Source organism: Actinosynnema sp. NPDC053489 (assembly GCF_044544865.1).
Classification (GTDB): domain Bacteria; phylum Actinomycetota; class Actinomycetes; order Mycobacteriales; family Pseudonocardiaceae; genus Actinosynnema.
Window position 1 is genome coordinate 11,906 of sequence record NZ_JBITXT010000022.1, and the last position, 16,283, is coordinate 28,188.

A 16,283-nucleotide genomic window follows, 5' to 3' on the forward strand; every position below is an offset into this window, starting at 1 on the left:
CTTTTCTCCGTTTCGGATCCAACCGACACCGGAGAAGTTATGAGGCCGACGACACCTTGACCAAGACCAATATCGCTATGACGTCATGACCGCGGGGGCATGCGACCCGGCGGACCCCCAGTCCCAGTCGGTGAGCGTGTCCCGCAACCTGCGGGCGGCGGCCGGGAGGTGGTCGTCGGCGGCCCAGTGCAGCGTGAGCGTCCGGCGGCAACCCGGGTCGTCGACGGCGATCCAGGCGGTGGCACCACCGGAGGTCGAACGCCTGGCGAGGTCGGGGACGAGGCCGATGCCGAGTCCCGCCTTGATGAGCTCCGCGACCGCGCCCAGCTCGTCGCCCTCGCAGACGACCCTCGGGGTGAGGCCCCGGGCCGCGAAGAGCCGGTCGAGGAGCCGGCGGTGCCAGTGCCCCCGGCCGGCGGCGATGAAGGGTTCGTCGGCGATCTCCTCGACGGTCACCGAGGTCCGGCCCGCCAGCGGGTGGTCGGGCGGGGTGGCCAGCCACACCACCTCGTCCAGCAGCCGGACGGCCTCCACGCCGTCGGCGCGGATCGGCTGGGAGGCGACGCAGAGGTCGACGTCCCGGGCCAGGAGGCGACGGGCCATCTCCCCGGCGGGCAGCCGGCGGAGTTCGACCTCCACGCCGGGGTGGGCCTGCTTGAAGGCGGTGAGCGGCCCGGTGAAGGTCAGGAACGTCTCGGAGGCCAGCCGCACGGTGCCGGACTCCCCGCGTGCGGCCTCGGCGACGGCCCGCCGGCCCGCCTCGATTTCGCCGAGCGCGCGCTCGACGTGGTCGCGGAAGAGCTTGCCCGCGTCGTTCAGCCGGAGCCGCCCGGCCCGGTCGAACAGCGGTGCGCGGAGTTCGCCCTCCAGCCGGGCGATGGTGCGGCTCAGCGACGGCTGGGCGACGCGGAGCTCGTCGGCGGCCCGGCTGAGGTGTTCGAGCCGCGCCACCACGAGGAACTGCCGGAGCGCGTTCAGGTCCACGATGTCCTCCTCCTGCCCCCGCGATCAGCCGAGGGCGACTTGCAGGCCGCGCAGTTCGTAGCCGGCGATCTCGTCCTTGAACGCGACCCGCGGCGGCCGGAGCATCCGCGCGCCGGCCGACAGCAGCTTGTGCAAGAAGATGTCCGTCTCCAGCATGGCGACGTGCGAGCCGGGGCACCTGTGCGGGCCGTCGCCGAACGACAGCCCGGTCGGCCCGGCTCCCCCGCCCGTCGACCGGCCGGGGCACAGCTCCAGCGGTCGCTCGCCGACCGCTTCGGCGTCCAGGTTGGCGTGATCGAGCTGGACCCGGACGACGGAACCCGCGGGCACGGTGACCCCGCCCACCTCGACGTCGGCGGTGGTGCGCCGCTTCAGGTGGCCGATGACCGGTTCCAGGCGCAGCACCTCGTGCAGGACCGCCAGCCGTTCCGGTTCCCCGGCCGCGAGGTACCGGGCGCGCAGGTCGTCGTCGGTGAACAGGTGCCACGCGGCCACCACGACGAACTCGCGCGTGGTCACCATCCCGGCGGCCGCGAAGGTCAGGCACTCGCCCAGGATCTCCGCCGACGAGCAGCCCTCGTCGAGCAGGTGCGAGATCAGGTCGTCGCGCCGGCGCGCCCGGCGCGCCCGCACCGCCGGCCGGACGTCGTTGACGTAGATCGCCGACCACCCGCGCAGCTGCCGCCAGATCCAGTACAGGCCGTGGAGGCTGGTGAACCCGGGCTTGCCGAACTCCTCGGGGAAGAAGTAGTCCAGCCGCCGCCTGATCCCCGGCCTGCTGTCCGTCAGCCCGATCACCGCCGACGTGATGTCGACGACGAGCTGGAAGCCCAGGTCCGCGAGGTCGGCCACGCCCCTGGCGCGCAGCGACGCCACCTGCTCGTCGGCGACCCGTTCCATCAGTGCCCGGTAGGACTCGTCCACCCGCCGGGGCGTGAAGAACCGCGCCGTCTGCCTCCGGTGCTCCCGGTGCTCCGGCCCGTCGCGGTAGAGCACGGGACGGCGGATCCCGCTCGGGAAGTTCTCCGTCGTCTCCACCCCCAGACCGGCCTGCACGGTGTTGTGGTCGCGCAGGAACGCGCGACCGGCCGCGTAGCCGTCGACCTGCCACGTCCCGTCCGGCTCCCGGTGCACGGGGCACCCGGCCCCCGGCAGGCCCCGATCAACCTTGCGCGTGCCCACGGCCACCACCTCTCCTCGGAACCTCCCTTCTAGCGGACCCTCCTGCGTCTTGGGAACGCCCCGCCCGGTGCCGCCCGGTGGATACGATCAAGTCAGGCGCGAATCGGGATGCGGGGGTGGGCGTGCGACAGCCGAAGGCACTCGTGGTCCGGGGCGGCTGGGAGGGGCACCGGCCGGTCGAGGCCACCGAGTTGTTCCTCCCCTTCCTGGAACGCCACGGCTACGCCGTGCGGGTCCACGACTCCCCCGACGTGTACGCCGACGCCGACGAGATGGCGCGGACGGACCTGGTCCTCCAGTGCGTGACGATGTCGGAGATCACCGCGGGGCAGGTGGCGGGCCTGCGCGCGGCGATCGAGGCGGGCACCGGCCTCACCGGCTGGCACGGCGGCGTCGCGGACTCGTTCCGCGCCTCGGCGGACTACCTGCACCTGGTGGGCGGCCAGTTCGCCACGCACCCCGGCAAGGAACCGGGCGAGCGCCGCGGCGGCCCCGAGGACAACTTCCTGCCGCACGCGGTGAACTTCACCGCGCTCGGCCGGGAGCACCCGGTCACCGCGGGCATCGAGGACTTCGAGCTGGTCACCGAGCAGTACTGGGTGCTGCACGACGACCTGAACGACGTGCTGGCCACCACGACCCACGCGACCCGGCCGTGGCACCCGTGGCACCGGCCCGTCACCTGCCCGGCGATCTGGACCCGCCTCTGGGGAGCCGGACGGATCGTGGTGACCACCCCCGGGCACGACCTGGACGTGCTGCGGCACCCGGCCGTGCGCACCGTCATCGAGAGGGGAATGCTGTGGGCGACCCGCACCGCGTCGGGATCGTAGGTCTCGGGGTCATCTCCCGCGCGTACCTCGACACGCTCGTCGGGCACCCCGCGGTGCGCGTCACCGCGGTCGCGGACCTCGACGCGAGCCGGTCCGCCGAGGTCGCCGCCCGGTACCCGGGTGTCGCGGCGGTGGACGTGGAGCGCCTGCTCGACGGGTCGGACGTCGACACCGTGCTCACCCTGACCACCCCCGCCGCCCACGCGCCGATCGCGCTGCGGGCGATCGCGGCGGGCAGGAACGTCTTCACCGAGAAGCCGCTCGCCGCGGCCTTCGCGGACGGCCGGGAGGTCGTCGACCGGGCCACCGCCGCCGGGGTCCGGGTCGGCTGCGCACCGGACACCGTGCTGGGCACGGGCACCCAGACCGCCCGCGCGGCGGTCGACCGCGGGCTCATCGGGCGCCCGCTGTCCGCGTCGGCCGTGATGGTCACGCCGGGGCACGAGCGCTGGCACCCCAACCCCGACTTCTACTACACCGCGGGTGGCGGCCCGCTGCTCGACATGGGGCCGTACTACCTCACCGCGCTGGTCCACCTGCTCGGCCCGGTGCGGGCGGTGATCGGCGCGGCGGGCCGGTTGCGCGACGAGCGCGTGATCGGCTCCGGTCCCCGCACGGGCGAGCGCATCCCGGTCGAGGTGCACAGCCACGTGTCCGGGGTGCTCGAACACGTCAACGGCGCCCTGTCCACCATCACCACCAGCTTCGACGGGGTCGCCACCACGGCCGCGCCGATCGAGGTGCACGGCGAGGAGGGCACCCTCGCCGTGCCGGACCCGAACCGCTTCGACGGCGACACCCGGCTCTTCCCGCTCGGCGGCGCGGAGTGGCGGACCCTCCCCCCGAGCGCCGGGTACGACGGCGCGGGCCGGGGCGTCGGCCTGCTGGACCTCGTGGCGGCCGACGGGCGAACCCCGCGCGCCGGCGGTGCGCTGGCGCTGCACGTGCTGGAAACGATGACCGCCGTCCTGCGGTCCGCCGAGGAGGGTCGCCGGATCGTGCTGACGACCACGGCGGAGCGCCCCGAACCGGTACCCCTCACGCCCGCCGGGCAGTGGTGACGCCCCCGCGGTCCCCATCGCGGCACGGGGTTCGCCGCAACACCGGCGAACCCCGTGCCGATCACGGGCTCGGTCCTCAGGGCTCCGGGTGACGCCCCGTCACGCCGGGTTCGGGCGGTTCAGCGGTTGCGCCTTCGGGCTCGGCGACGCCGGCTGGACGCGCTTGGCCCCCGCCGACGACCCGGACGCGGCCGCCGTCGGCCGCGACACGTAGTAGAACGAGCCCACGACGTCGACCAGGAGGTGGGTCCGGCCGACGTTGTTGTAGACGTGGAACCGGTTCTCGGAGCCGATCATGGTCTGCACGGCGTTGGGCACGATCGCCCCGGCCGCCGGGTTGAGGTTGGACGTGCCGGGCCGCTCGGCCCCCTCCAGCTCCGCGGGCCACACCGTCAGGTACGTCGCCGAGGTCGGCTGCACGGCGGTGACGTTGGTGGCCAGCGCCCAGGTGTCCGGACCCGCGATGGAGCCGGGTGCGGCGATGGTCGCCGTGGTGGCCGGGCCGAGTGCCGAGGGCCAGCCCTGGCCCGCTCGGGTGTCGGTGATCCGCGAGGGCACGACGGGCTCGAAGCGCAGCCCGCCCGGCAGCGTGCCGTCGTCGTAGAAGCCCACGATGTCCACGATCACGTGGGTGTCCTGGCTGGTGTAGACGCCGATGGACGGCGCACCCGTGGCACTGCCGCAGTCGGCGCACGGGATGCTGGGGACGACCGCGAAGTTCGTCGCGGTGGCGTTGGTCGCGTAGTTCAGCGTGGAGGTGTTCGGCAGGCCGGGGCCGTAGCCGTTCCACGCGGTGAGGTAGCCGGGGGCGCGCGTCTCGGTGGCGGTGATGTTGACCGCGAACGCGCGGACGCTGCGGTTGATCGCGTCGTCGTCCCACGACGCCGACACGGTGACGTAGTAGTCCGCCGGGAGCCGGCCGATGCCCCACTCGCGGGTGTCGGCCAACCGCACCGGGTTGGCCAGCGGGTGGTACTGGCCGCCCTGGTAGGAGGGGCGGCCCTGGGAGTAGTAACCGTTGACGTCGGCGATGAGGTGGACCGGAGCGCCGTTGTTGTAGAGGTTGACCGCGCCGTCCGCACCGACCTTCACGGTGACCGAGTTCGCACCCGTCCAACCCGGCGAGTAGTTCAACGACGAGACGGTCGGCCGGGTGACCCCCGTGGGGTAGACGGAGACGTGGCCGGGACCGGTCGGCTCGGTGACGGTCACGTTGAGCACCACGGTCGACGCCTCCGCCGGGACCCCGGCCCGGCCGGTGACCTGGAGCCGGAGCGTCTGGCCCGACCCGACGGCCGCCCGCGGCGCGCCCTGCCCGGACCGGGTGTCCAGCACGCGCGTGGGCGTCAGCGGGTAGTAGGTGCCCCGATCGCCGAGCGCGTCGAAGCCCTCCAACGACAGCAGCCTCCTGACCCGGCCACCGAGCGAGTCCTCCGGCAGGGTCAGCTCCGCGGTCTGCGCGCCGATCGCGGTGGCCGTCGGCGTGACGGTCAGCGCGCACCTCTGCCCGTAGGTCAGTGTCCTGCCCGAGCAGGTGTCCGCCGTCACCCGGAACGCGGTCGGGTTCGCCCCCGTGAGCGCCGCCGCGCCGAACGTCGTGGGCAGGGTGCCGGTCACCTCGACCGGGACCTCCAGCGGCGCGCCTTCCCCACCCCACGGCTGCCGCCCGAACTGCAGGCGGTAGTCCGGGCTGTCGACGGCCCGGTAGCCGAGCCCGGACCGGAACCGGATCTCGCCGCGGGCGGTCTTGTCGAGGCCGCTGCAGCGCACCGAGTAGTCGGCCGCGAACGCGGTGAAGCGACCGGTGGCCTCGTCGTAGGCGGCTTCACGGACGTTGAGGGTGCCCGAGGTCGCCGCGGCTTGGTCGCACCCCTGCCCGTCGCCGCTGACGTTGAGCACCGTGATCGAGTCCGACGGGTGGAACGAGCTGTTCGTCGGGTACGACCGGCCCGCCTCGAACCGCGTGCCGATCGGTGGTGTGACGTCGACGTTGTGCCAGTGGTCGGCGCGGAACCCCCTCATCACCAACGCGTAGTCGTTGGCCGTCTGCTGGTAGACCTCGAGCGTGGTGCGCGACGGCTCGTAGGAGAAGCTCCCGTCGAGGTAACCCCACCCCTCGAAGTGCGCCATCAGTGCCGTGTACGGCGCGGCGGGCGGCTCCGCGGCCGCCGCGGTGGGCGCCGCGACCGCGAGTGTCGTCGCGACCAGGACCGCGGCGGCGCAGGCTTTGGCGCCACGGGAAGTACGCACGGAATCCCCCTGTTGGCAGTGCCTCGACCACGGGAATCCCCGGGTCTCGCGCAGGATAGGGGGAGCGCTCCCGCGCGGAGGGCCGATTGCGGGAACCGGTGCGGTGGCCGCCCCGGTCGGCGACCGTCCTGAGTGGACTTCCCGTCGGGTGCGGATCGAGCGGTCCGCACCCGACGGGCGGGTCAGGCCGCGATCGGGCCGAAGATCCAGTTCCCCCGGGCGTCCTCCTCCGGGCTGCGGAAGAACTGCTCGTTGGCGGCGTGCAGTTCGGCGCGGTCCAGCCAGCCGTTGCCGTCCAGGTCCAGCTTGTCGAACGCGGCGTTGCCCGCCTCCTCCGACAGGCGGAAGGCGCTGGCCGCCATGCGCACGTACTCGGTCCTCGTGATCCGGCCGTCGCCGTCGACGTCCATCAGGTCGTAGAAGGCGTCGGCGACCGGCGCGATGTGGGTACGGTAGCCCTCCTCCGAGGCGGTCACGAAGCGGTCCATGCCCGAGGAGTACTCCCGGACGTCGACGCGCTCGTCACCGTCGCTGTCCATCGGGAGGGTGACCGTCTCCCACAACCGGTCGTAGCGCTCGCGGACGCGTTCGCTCTCGGGCGAGCCCGGCGCGTAGCCGAACGCGGTGACGAGGCGGTCCGCGGACGCCGTGTAGTCCATCCTGTCGATGGTGCCGTCGTCGTCCACGTCGAGCAGGGCGAAGAGGTGCGCGAGTTTCCGTTCGAGCAGTTCGTTGAGCATGGCGTGCCGCTCTTTCTCCCGGGGGCATTACCCTGGCGACGCTAACGCCGCCACCCGTGACGCGGCCACAGGGAGGTTGCCCCATGGATAACCACGTGGTAGATGGTGCCAATGGTTTCGTGGCCTCACATCTCATCGGCGCCCTCGTGGCACGCGGCGACTCCGTGATCGCATTGGCGCGGGCCAGCGAGGGAGTCGTGAGGAGGAAGGTCTCCGACGCCCTCGCCACCCTGGACCTGAACCCCGCACTGGTAGAAAAAGTGCAGGTCAGGCCGTTCTCACTGGCGGAACCGGACCTCGGAACATCGACTGCCGAAGTATTTTCCGAGCCTTGCGCGTATTGGCACAGCGCCGCTCTCATCACCTTCTTCCCCCGCCGCGAGGCGGAACTGCACGCGGTCAACGTGATCGGCTCGGCCAACGTCGCCGCCGCGTTCGCGGAACACGCGAAACCCGGTTCCCGGTACGTCCACGTCAGCACGGCCTACCAACACGGGACCACGCAAAGTAGAGCGTTGGAGCAATGGCCCTCCTACGGCCACCCGTCCGAGTTCAGAAATGATTACGAGCACTCGAAGAGAGTGGCTGAAGTAGCACTTTCGCAGACCGGATTAGCGCGTAGGGGTGACGTCCTCGTCGCCCGATTGGGTGTCATGGTTGGTCACTCCGCCACCGGACGGGCGTTGACCGACCTCGGCATGTACGACTTCCTCCGGGTCGTCGCGCTGTTCGCCCGGCGCACCCCGGGCCGGCGCGTCCGCTTCGTCTGCCACCCGGCGGCGGCCCTGCACCTGACCACGATCGACGGCACCGTGGACCGGTTGCTGGCACTGGCGGGCGGCCCGCTCGACCGCCCGGTGCGCCACCTCGTGCCGCCGGTCGCGGTGCCGGTGACCGACCTGTTCGCCGCGATCTCCGCGCACCTGCCCGTCGAGCTGGTCGCCGTCACGGCCGCGGACGTGGCGGCCGAGCCGTTCGACAGGTTCGAGGCGATCGTCAACATGCGCTGCAAGTTCACCTCGCCCTACCTGCGCCACGAGTACGACTTCGAGTCCCACCCGGACGCCGAGCCGCCACCCGTCACGCCCGAGGTCCTCGACCGGCTGGTCTCCTGGTACGTCCGCGAGGGGCTCCCCGCATGACGGACTTCGTCACCGGCTTCCGCGCCGGCTCCCGACCCGACCGGACGGTCACCTACCTCCCCGAGGGGCGCCCCGCGGTCGGGCTGACGCACCGCGACCTCGACCGGAGGGCGCGGGCCGTGGCGTCCTGGCTGGCCGCGTCCGGGATGGCGGGCGAGCCGGTGCTGCTGCTCTACCCCGCCGGGCTGGACTTCCTCGTCGCCTTCCTCGGCTGCCTCTACGCGCGTGCGGTGGCGGTGCCCGCGCCCCTGCCGCTGTCGGGGTCGTCGCGCGTGGACCGGGTGGACCGGCTGCTCCGGGACTCGGGCGCGCGGATGGTGCTCACCGACGAGGCGCACGTCGCCGTGCTGGGCGACCTGTCGGCGCGCACCTTCGGCGAAGGCGCGTCCCCCGACCCGTGGGAGCCGCCGGACGCCGGTGCCGTCGCCTACCTCCAGTACACCTCCGGGTCGACGAGCAGGCCGCGTGGCGTCGAGGTCACCCACGGCGGCCTGACGCACAATCTGGAGGTGTTCCGGCGGGTCAGCGGGGACGTCCCGGTGCGCCGGATCGGCGGCTGGCTGCCGCACCACCACGACATGGGGCTCGTCGGGTTGCAGCTCCAGGCCCTGCACGCGGGGGCGGACCTGGTCCTGCTCTCGCCGGAGGCCGTGGTCGCCCGCCCGATCCGCTGGTTGCGCGCCATCAGCGACCACCGGGTGGACTGGACCGTGGCCCCCGACTTCGGCTACGCGTGGGCGACCCGCCGGGTCTCCGACGAGGAGCGCGCCGGACTCGACCTGTCCTGCCTGACGATGGCGGTCAGCGGCGCGGAGCCGATCCGCATCGCCACGCTCGACGCGTTCACCGAGCGGTTCGCGCCGGTCGGGTTCCGGCGCACGGCGCTGAACCCGGGGTACGGGCTCGCCGAGTCGACCCTGGTGGTCACCTGCACGTCACGGGGCCGCGGGCCGACCGTCCGCCGGTTCACCCCGGCGTCGCTGGCGGCCGGCGAGGTGGTGCTCGCGCCGGACGACGACGGCGTGCCGCTGGTCGGGTGCGGCGAGCCGGGCGACCTGGACGTGCGCATCGTCGACCCGGCCACGGGAGCCGGGGTGGCCGACGGCACGATCGGCGAGATCCGGGTGGCCGGGCCCAGCCTCGCCGCGGGCTACCACGGCGACCCGGCCGCGACGCGGGCCGCGTTCGTCACCGGTCCGGACGGCCGGTGGCTGCGCACCGGCGACCTGGGCTTCCTGCTGGACGGGCAGCTGTACGTCACCGGGCGGCTCAAGGAGCTGATCATCATCCGCGGCCGGAACCTGTACCCGCAGGACGTCGAGTTCGCGGCGCGGGAGGCGCACCCGGACGCGGGCCGGGGCGCGGCCTTCGGCGTGCGGGACGCCGACGCGGGGGAGCACGTCGTGCTGGTGCAGGAAATCCGCCGCTCCTCCCCCGACACGCCCGCCGGGTTCGCCGACGTCGTGCAGGACGCCGTGACGAGGCGGTTCGGCGTGCCCGTGAGCCTCGTGGTCGTGCGGTCGAACACCATCCGCCACACCACGAGCGGCAAGGTGCGCCGGGGGCACATGCGCGACCTGTTCCTCGGCGGCGGGATCACGGCGCTGCACAGCGCGCTGTCCCCCGCCGTCGCCACCATCGTCGCCACCGCGGAGGCCGACCGTGCCTGACGAGTCGTTGGAAGCCTGGTTGGTCGCGACCGTGGCGGGCTACCTCGGCCTGCCGCCGTCGCGGGTCGGGACCGACGTGGCCCTGCGCTCGCTCGGCTTCGACTCGGTGCACGCCATGGGGTTGTGCGTCGACATCGAGGAGCGCTGGGGCGTCCTCGTGGAACCGACGCTGGCCTGGGACTTCCCGACCATCGACGCCATCGTCGCGCACCTGGGCGGGCGGATCGGGCCGGCGTGAGCCCGGCGCCCCACCGGTGAGGGGGTGGGCGGCGCGTGCCGCCCACCCCGCCGGGTCACGGCGCCACGAAGGTCAGCACCGAGTTGGAGCGGATCGAGTCGGCCCGGTCGGCCTTGACCCGCACCGCGCCCACCGCGGTGTGGGTGAGCGTCACCTCGCCGTTGGCGTCGGTGGTCGCGCCGTTCACGGTCGCCCCGGCGATCGGCGCACCGCTGGAGGCGTCCACGACCTTGTACGTGGCCGGCTTGCCGACCCGGGCCACCGCCGGACCGGACAGCGACAGCACGTGGGACTTGCTGAACGCGTCGAACGCGAACAGCACCTCGTCGCCGAACGCCACCTGCTGCTGGCAGCCGCCGACGGGGGTGAACTCCTTGTTGAGCAGGATGCCCCAGAACTCGGTGGCGGTCTGCTCGTCGCCGGCGACCCTGGTGATGAAGAAGTCGTCGAAGGACGCCCAGTAGGTGCCGTCGAAGGTGAAGCCGCCCAACCGGGCGCCGTCGTCGAGCGCGCCCGTGGCCGTGGGGCCGGGCGTCGGATTGGTGCCGTTGTTGGTGCCGTCGCAGTGGTGGGTGCCGCCCGACGGCGTGGTCACGTCGTGCGGGGTGGTGAACACCGGGGCCTCGAAGATCGTGCCCGAGCGGCCCTCCACCCGCAGCCTGACCACCGTGCCGTGCGCACTCGTGTCGGCCGCGGCGGGCGCTGCCTGGGCCGGGGCCGCGACCGCCGCGGAGGCGACGGTGACCGCCACCGCGCCGAGCAGCGCCGACAGCGCGGCCCTGACGCGCCGACCCGATAAACCTGACGACATGGGCAATCCTCCTGTTGTGTCGGGCGGCCGTCCGGCGCCGAGCCGTGGACGTGCCACCGCCCTGGACCCGCTATCGCCGCCGCCGGAGCCGGTGTTTCACCCGGGAGATTCCACGCCGGCGCGCATGTCCGAATAGCCGGAACCATTCGACGCAACCGCGACGAACGTTTGCCGCAGTGGCGGGCGATAGGTCGGGTCATCCGAACTTCGACATTCCGAACCCGTTCCGGCGGGCACCGTTCGGGCAGGTTTGCGCCGAATGCCCCCGCCGCGTGCCGCGTGCCGAAAACCGCTGCGGGGAGGACTCATTCCCGGGCACCACGGGCGATTCAGCCGTTCGGTCGCCCGCAACGGTCGGGCGACCCGATCGCAGCACCACTCCAATGTAGTCGCGCCTCAACTGGAATAGCGCCCCCGAACACGGGTGATCCGGCGTCGCCTTAACATCCCGTTGACAGTCCCGTTCGCCCGCCTTTAGGTTTGGCCATCATCGCGCTTGCCTGGAGATCAATCGGGGAAAGGTCTTTTATGCAAGACGACGTCATCGCTTCCGCGGTACGGGAGTTCGGCACCCCCTGTTACCTCTACGACGAGGCGCTCATCAGGCGCAACGCGGCCAGGTTCGGCGCGCTGGACTACCCCAGCAGGTCGGTCCACTTCGCTTCGATGGCGAACAACAACCCGGAGCTGCTGCGCCTGGTGCACGGCCTCGGCCTGGGCATTTTCGTGAACTCGGTCCGGCACCTCAAGCTGGCCCTGGACTGCGGTTTCGGCCCCGAGGAGATCATTTACACCTCGACCGGTGTGCGCCGCTCCGACCTGGAGTTCATCGCCGACCTCGGCGTGCACGTGAACCTGGACTCCGTGGGCCAGCTCCGATTGTTCGGGGAGATCGCGCCGGGTCGGTCGTGCGGCATCCGGCTCAACATCGACGAGAACTCGCTCGGCAACGTCTTCATCGGCGCGGAAAGCCGGATCGGCGTCCTGGAGACGGAGATCCCCGAGGTGTTGGAGATCGCCGCCCGGTACGACCTGAAGCTGATCGGCACGCACGTCTACCTGGGCACGAACATCGTGTCGCTGGACACCATGATCGCCGGGGTGGAACGCACCCTGCAGCTTTCCAACCACTTCGCCGACCTGGCGTACGTCGACCTCGGCGGTGGCTTCCCGGTGCCGGAGGAAGGCGTCCCGGAATTCGACTACCCGGAGTACAACCGCCGGATCACCGACCTCTTCACCCGCTACTCCGCCGAACGGGGGCGCGAGATCCGGCTGGTGCTGGAACCCGGTCGGGCCATGTTCGGCGACACGGCCGTGTTCTGCACCGAGGTGCTCGACGTGAAGGACCGGCCGGACCGCAGGCTCGCGTGCGTCGACGCCAGCGCCTCGCTCATGCCCCGCTCGCTGTTCTACGGCGAGTTCAACGCGGTGGACGTGCTCGGCCGCGCCGGCGATCCGGTCGAGGACAAGCCGACCGACGTCGTGGGCTCCACCACCTACTCGCGCGACTTCCTGGCCAAGGGCGCCAAGCTGCCCGCCGCCAAGGTCGGCGACGTCCTCGTCTTCCGCAACACCGGCAGCTACGGCTACTCGATGATGACCCAGTTCCTGGGCCAGGACGCCCCGACCGAGGTGCTGGTCGCCGCCGACGGCACGGCCCGGGTGATCCGGGAGCGGGGCGGTGCCCGCCCGTGATCGAGTTCGACGGGTCCCGCTGGACCTTCGAGGAGATCGCGCCCGGCGAAGCGCACTGCCACCGCGTGGTCGAGGTCGTCGCCGCCGAGCACAGCGACGTGCAGCGCGTCGAGGTGCTGGAGACGGAGAGCTACGGCCGCGGCCTGTTCCTCGACGGGCGCATCCAGCACGTCGCCGCCGACGAGTACCTCTACAGCGAAGCGCTGGTGCACCCGGCGATGACGCTGCTCGGCGGCCGGGCCGCCCGGGTCCTGTGCATCGGCGCGGGACCCGGCGGCGCGGTGCGCGAGCTGCTCGGCTACCCCGGCGTCGGGGAGGTCGTCCAGGTCGAGATCGACACCACCGTGCTGGACGTCGCCCGCCGCCACCTGCCGGGCTCGGCCGTCGCGACGAACGCCGCCGACCCCCGGTTCCGCCTGGAGGTCGCCGACGCGCTGGACTACCTCGCCCGCCGCGGCGAGCCGTTCGACCTCGTGGTCAACGACCTCAGCGAGCCGTTCGACGGCAGCCCGGCCGCCCGGTTGTTCGGCGCGGAGGCGTTGCGGCTGATCCGGTCGCGGCTGCGGCCCGGCGGCGTCTACGCGTCGTGGGCGGGCTCGGTCGGGCCGCGGTCGTCGACCATGGCGGCCCGGATCGCCGCCGAGGTGCGCTCGGTCTTCCCGCACGCCCGCGAGTACGTGCTGCACCCCCAGTCCTACGGGACGGTGTGGTTGAACGTCCTCGGCCTGACGTCGCCGCTGGACCCGCTCGCGCCGACGCCCGAGCGCATCGACGCGCAACTGGCCGGGACGCTGCGCGCGCCGACGCGGTTCTACGACGGCATCACCCACCACCACATGTTCCTCGTCCCCAAGGACATCCGTGCCGCCCTCGCCGAGCGCGGCGGCGGGTCGACGCCCATCGGCCTCGGGATCAAGGTAAGGAGCGCGTCGTGACCACGCACGACCACCAGGCGACGGCCGAGGACTTCCACGCGGTCGCCGCCCTCTACGACGACGCGATGGAGGGCAACAACAGCGTTCACGACCTGGTGTACCCCAAGGTGTACGGCGAGGGCGAGTACGTCGGCCAGTTCAGCGACAACAGCGCCGGCGAGCTGCTGGCGATGGCCGCCGCCATGGACCTGCCGCCGGGCTCGCACGTGCTCGACATCGGCTGCGGGACCGCGCCGGTCGCCGCCCTGTTCGCCGACCGGTTCGCCTGGCGGGTCACCGGGATCGACGTCTCCGCCACCCCGCTGGCCAAGGGGCGGCGGCGGATCGCCGACGCGGGCCTGGGCGACCGGGTGCGGCTCGTCCAGGGCGAGGTCTACCAGCACCGGTTCGGGCAGCTCTTCGACGGCGCCTACGGCACCGGCGCCTTCTGCCACTTCGACCCCGCGCGGCTGTTCGCCCGCTGCGCCGCGCTGCTCCGACCGGGCGGCAGGCTCGCGTTCATGGAGCGGGTGCGCACCGGCGAGTTCACCGAGCGGGAGTGGCGGCACCTGACCTCCGAGTGGGCCTGCCCCACGGTCAGCACCACCGAGGAGTACCGGACCGCGTTGACCGGCAACGGGTTCCGCGTCGAGGAGGTCCGGGACCTCACCGCGACGTTCCGCGACTGGCAGGACCGGTCGGTGGTGGTGCGGCGGGAGCTGCGGGACGAGATCGTCGCGCTCACCTCGGTCGAGTACTACGAGACCAGCGTGCGGCTCGCCGACTACGAGAACGCGGTCACCAAGGCGGGCAAGCTCGGGTACGCGCTCGTCGTGGCCACCCGGGAGGTCGGGTGACCGCCCTGTGGCCGCGGCAGGTGGTGGAGCCGATCTCCCCGCACGAGGCGCACGTCCACGAGGTGGTCGAGGTGCTGGCCGAGGGGCGCACCGCGGTCCAGTCCTACGAGGTCGTCCGGCTGGGCGGGCACGGTCGGGCGATGGTCATCGAGGGCCGCGTGCAGTCCACCGAGGCGGACGAGGCGATCTACCACGAGGCTCTGGTGATGCCCGCGCACGCGGTCGCGCCGTCGGTCGGGCGGGTGCTCTGCCTGGGCGGTGCGAACGGCGGTCTGCTGCACCGGGTGCTCGCGCTGCCGGGCGTGACCTCGGTGCGGCAGTTCGACGTGGACGCCGAGCTGCACGAGCGCTCCGTGGAACTCCTGCCGCACATGCACCTCGACGCGCTCGCCGACCCCAGGGTCACCCTGGAGTTCGGCCACCCCCGCGACCTGCTGGACGGGCTGACCGGGACGTTCGACCTCGTCCTGGCCGACCTGCCGGACTCGGTGCCGGGCTCGCACGTGCCGGCCCTGTTCACGGCGGAGTTCTACGCGCGGATCCGCGAACTGCTGGGCGGGACGGGCGTGTTCGCCACCCAGGCCGGACCGGCGAACCCGCTCGCGCCCGACTTCTTCGCCGGTGTCCTGCGCACCGCGCGGTCGGTGTTCCGGCACGCCACCCCCTACACCTCGGCGGTCCCCTCGTTCGGCGTGCCCTGGGGTTTCGTGGTCGCCTCCGACCACCCGGGCGCCGCCGACCCCGGCCGCGCGGCGGTCCCCGAACCGCCTCGTCCGGTCACCACCTACGACGCCGAGACGCACCGCCACATGTTCGCCGTCCCCCGGTTGCTGCGCGCCGGCCTGGAGGGCGGCGGACGGGTGATCACCGACGCCGACCCGATGTGGCAGGCTTGACCCGCTCGTGCGGACGACTGGCGAAGGGCTCCCGGTGCAGGGGAAGACGGAGGTGTCGGCCGGCATCGCGGTCGGCGTCCTGGCGAACATGGCGTGGGGACTGGCGTTCCTGGTCCCGGTGCTGCTCGCCGAGTTCGACCCGGTCGTCATCACGGTGGGCCGCTACCTGTGCTACGGCCTGGTGTCGCTGGTCCTCGTCGTGGCGACCCGCAACCGGCTGCGCTACCCGGCGGCCGCGTGGCGCTCGGCCGTGCTGTTCGCCGTCACGGGCAACATCGGCTACTACTTCCTCGTCGTGCAGGGCGTCGCGCTGGTCGGTGCGCCGGTGGTCACGGTCGTCATCGGCACCCTCCCGGTCACCGTCGCGCTGTACGGCAACCTGCGGCACCGCGACTACCCGTTCCGCCTGCTGGTCCCGTCCCTGCTGCTCATCGGCTGCGGCCTGGTCCTGGTCAACCTCGTGGAGGTGGACTGGTCCGGCGCGGGCGGGCGCGGCCTGGTCGGCCAGCTCGTCGGCATCGCCTGCGCGGTCGTGGCGCTGGCGTCGTGGACCTGGTTCGGCGTGGCCAACTCGACCTTCCTCAAGGCCAACCCGTCGATCACGTCGGCGGAGTGGTCGACCCTGGTCGGCGTGGTGACGCTGGTGCTCTCGCTGCTGGTGACCCCGTTCCTGGTCGGCGGCGGCGTGGCCGCGCCGGGCGCGAACCCGTGGTGGCTCCTGGTGGGCAGCCTGGTGCTGGGCCTGGTGGTCTCGTGGGGCGGGACCCTGCTGTGGAACCGCGCCTCCACCCTGCTCCCGGTCTCGGTGGCGGGTCAGCTCATCGTGTTCGAGACCCTGAGCGGCCTCTTGTACGTCTACCTCGCCACGGTTCGCGTCCCACCGCTGTTGGAGGTCGTCGGGATCGTCCTGGTCGTGGCGGGGGTCCTGATCGCCCTGCGCCGGGCCCGGCGGCACGCGGCGCGGGTGGTGCCCGCGGACGGCCCGGCCTGAACCGCGGGCCGGTGGT

The 16,283-nt window shown here is 72.6% G+C and carries 15 protein-coding genes; 10 read left to right on the top strand and 5 right to left on the bottom strand.

Annotated features, from left to right (window positions below):
* Positions 1-75: 75 nt before the first annotated feature.
* Positions 76-984 (bottom strand): LysR family transcriptional regulator, encoded by a 909-nt coding sequence (locus ACIGNX_RS32995; protein WP_396545165.1) that lies wholly within the window; start codon positions 982-984, stop codon positions 76-78.
* Between the two features lie 24 nt (positions 985-1,008).
* Positions 1,009-2,166 carry a cytochrome P450 gene (locus tag ACIGNX_RS33000; RefSeq protein ID WP_396545167.1) on the bottom strand — a complete coding sequence of 386 codons (1,158 nt, stop codon included), beginning with the start codon at positions 2,164-2,166 and terminating at the stop codon, positions 1,009-1,011.
* A 122-nt stretch (positions 2,167-2,288) separates the two neighbouring features.
* On the opposite strand from ACIGNX_RS33000, the gene ACIGNX_RS33005 reads away from it, so the two are divergent.
* Together ACIGNX_RS33005 and ACIGNX_RS33010 are read left to right on the top strand one after the other, a co-directional pair.
* Positions 2,289-2,999 (top strand): ThuA domain-containing protein, encoded by a 711-nt coding sequence (locus tag ACIGNX_RS33005; RefSeq protein ID WP_396545169.1) that lies wholly within the window; start codon positions 2,289-2,291, stop codon positions 2,997-2,999.
* Positions 2,969-4,060 carry a Gfo/Idh/MocA family protein gene (locus ACIGNX_RS33010; RefSeq protein ID WP_396545171.1) on the top strand — a complete coding sequence of 364 codons (1,092 nt, stop codon included), beginning with the start codon at positions 2,969-2,971 and terminating at the stop codon, positions 4,058-4,060. The genes ACIGNX_RS33005 and ACIGNX_RS33010 overlap by 31 nt, the downstream gene beginning before the upstream one ends.
* Before the next feature lie 99 nt (positions 4,061-4,159).
* Here the strand turns inward: ACIGNX_RS33010 and ACIGNX_RS33015 are convergent, their stop codons facing one another.
* Positions 4,160-6,310: a hypothetical protein gene (locus tag ACIGNX_RS33015; RefSeq protein WP_396545173.1), complete on the bottom strand. Its 2,151-nt coding sequence runs from the start codon at positions 6,308-6,310 to the stop codon at positions 4,160-4,162.
* Positions 6,311-6,492: 182 nt separating this feature from the next.
* Positions 6,493-7,050: an EF-hand domain-containing protein gene (locus ACIGNX_RS33020; RefSeq protein ID WP_396545175.1), complete on the bottom strand. Its 558-nt coding sequence runs from the start codon at positions 7,048-7,050 to the stop codon at positions 6,493-6,495.
* Between the two features lie 83 nt (positions 7,051-7,133).
* On the opposite strand from ACIGNX_RS33020, the gene ACIGNX_RS33025 reads away from it, so the two are divergent.
* From ACIGNX_RS33025 to ACIGNX_RS33035, 3 genes are read left to right on the top strand one after another with little or no spacing between them, the layout of a single operon-like run.
* The gene (locus ACIGNX_RS33025; RefSeq protein WP_396545177.1) at positions 7,134-8,192 is read left to right on the top strand and encodes an SDR family oxidoreductase; all 1,059 of its coding nucleotides are present in this window, start codon (positions 7,134-7,136) and stop codon (positions 8,190-8,192) included.
* On the top strand, positions 8,189-9,862 hold the full coding sequence (locus ACIGNX_RS33030) for a fatty acyl-AMP ligase (protein WP_396545179.1): 1,674 nt from the start codon (positions 8,189-8,191) through the stop codon (positions 9,860-9,862). The genes ACIGNX_RS33025 and ACIGNX_RS33030 overlap by 4 nt, the downstream gene beginning before the upstream one ends.
* Positions 9,855-10,100 carry an acyl carrier protein gene (locus ACIGNX_RS33035; RefSeq protein ID WP_396545181.1) on the top strand — a complete coding sequence of 82 codons (246 nt, stop codon included), beginning with the start codon at positions 9,855-9,857 and terminating at the stop codon, positions 10,098-10,100. The genes ACIGNX_RS33030 and ACIGNX_RS33035 overlap by 8 nt, the downstream gene beginning before the upstream one ends.
* Positions 10,101-10,155: 55 nt before the next feature.
* Here ACIGNX_RS33035 and ACIGNX_RS33040 read toward each other — a convergent pair whose 3' ends face one another.
* Complete coding sequence (locus tag ACIGNX_RS33040) at positions 10,156-10,911, bottom strand: hypothetical protein (protein ID WP_396545183.1); 756 nt, start codon at positions 10,909-10,911, stop codon at positions 10,156-10,158.
* Positions 10,912-11,439: 528 nt separating this feature from the next.
* On the opposite strand from ACIGNX_RS33040, the gene ACIGNX_RS33045 reads away from it, so the two are divergent.
* The 5 genes from ACIGNX_RS33045 to ACIGNX_RS33065 are packed head-to-tail and all read left to right on the top strand — an operon-like array spanning position 11,440 to position 16,267.
* Positions 11,440-12,609: a diaminopimelate decarboxylase family protein gene (locus tag ACIGNX_RS33045; protein WP_396545185.1), complete on the top strand. Its 1,170-nt coding sequence runs from the start codon at positions 11,440-11,442 to the stop codon at positions 12,607-12,609.
* A complete protein-coding gene (locus tag ACIGNX_RS33050) occupies positions 12,606-13,544 on the top strand; it encodes a hypothetical protein (protein ID WP_396545187.1) in 939 nt (312 codons plus the stop codon). The genes ACIGNX_RS33045 and ACIGNX_RS33050 overlap by 4 nt, the downstream gene beginning before the upstream one ends.
* Positions 13,541-14,380, top strand: coding sequence for an SAM-dependent methyltransferase (locus ACIGNX_RS33055; protein ID WP_396545189.1), 840 nt, complete (start codon positions 13,541-13,543; stop codon positions 14,378-14,380). Before ACIGNX_RS33050 ends, ACIGNX_RS33055 begins: the two co-directional genes overlap by 4 nt.
* Complete coding sequence (locus tag ACIGNX_RS33060; RefSeq protein ID WP_396545191.1) at positions 14,377-15,276, top strand: hypothetical protein; 900 nt, start codon at positions 14,377-14,379, stop codon at positions 15,274-15,276. Before ACIGNX_RS33055 ends, ACIGNX_RS33060 begins: the two co-directional genes overlap by 4 nt.
* 34 nt (positions 15,277-15,310) lie before the next feature.
* Positions 15,311-16,267, top strand: coding sequence for a DMT family transporter (locus ACIGNX_RS33065; RefSeq protein WP_396545193.1), 957 nt, complete (start codon positions 15,311-15,313; stop codon positions 16,265-16,267).
* The last annotated feature ends 16 nt before the right edge of the window (positions 16,268-16,283 follow it).

Coding starts and splice junctions, on each gene's coding strand:
- ACIGNX_RS33040 (WP_396545183.1), bottom strand. CDS start 10,911: ATGTCGTCAGGTTTATCGGGTCGGCGCGTCAGGGCCGCGCTGTCGGCG.
- ACIGNX_RS33045 (WP_396545185.1), top strand. CDS start 11,440: ATGCAAGACGACGTCATCGCTTCCGCGGTACGGGAGTTCGGCACCCCC.
- ACIGNX_RS33025 (WP_396545177.1), top strand. CDS start 7,134: ATGGATAACCACGTGGTAGATGGTGCCAATGGTTTCGTGGCCTCACAT.
- ACIGNX_RS33020 (WP_396545175.1), bottom strand. CDS start 7,050: ATGCTCAACGAACTGCTCGAACGGAAACTCGCGCACCTCTTCGCCCTG.
- ACIGNX_RS33030 (WP_396545179.1), top strand. CDS start 8,189: ATGACGGACTTCGTCACCGGCTTCCGCGCCGGCTCCCGACCCGACCGG.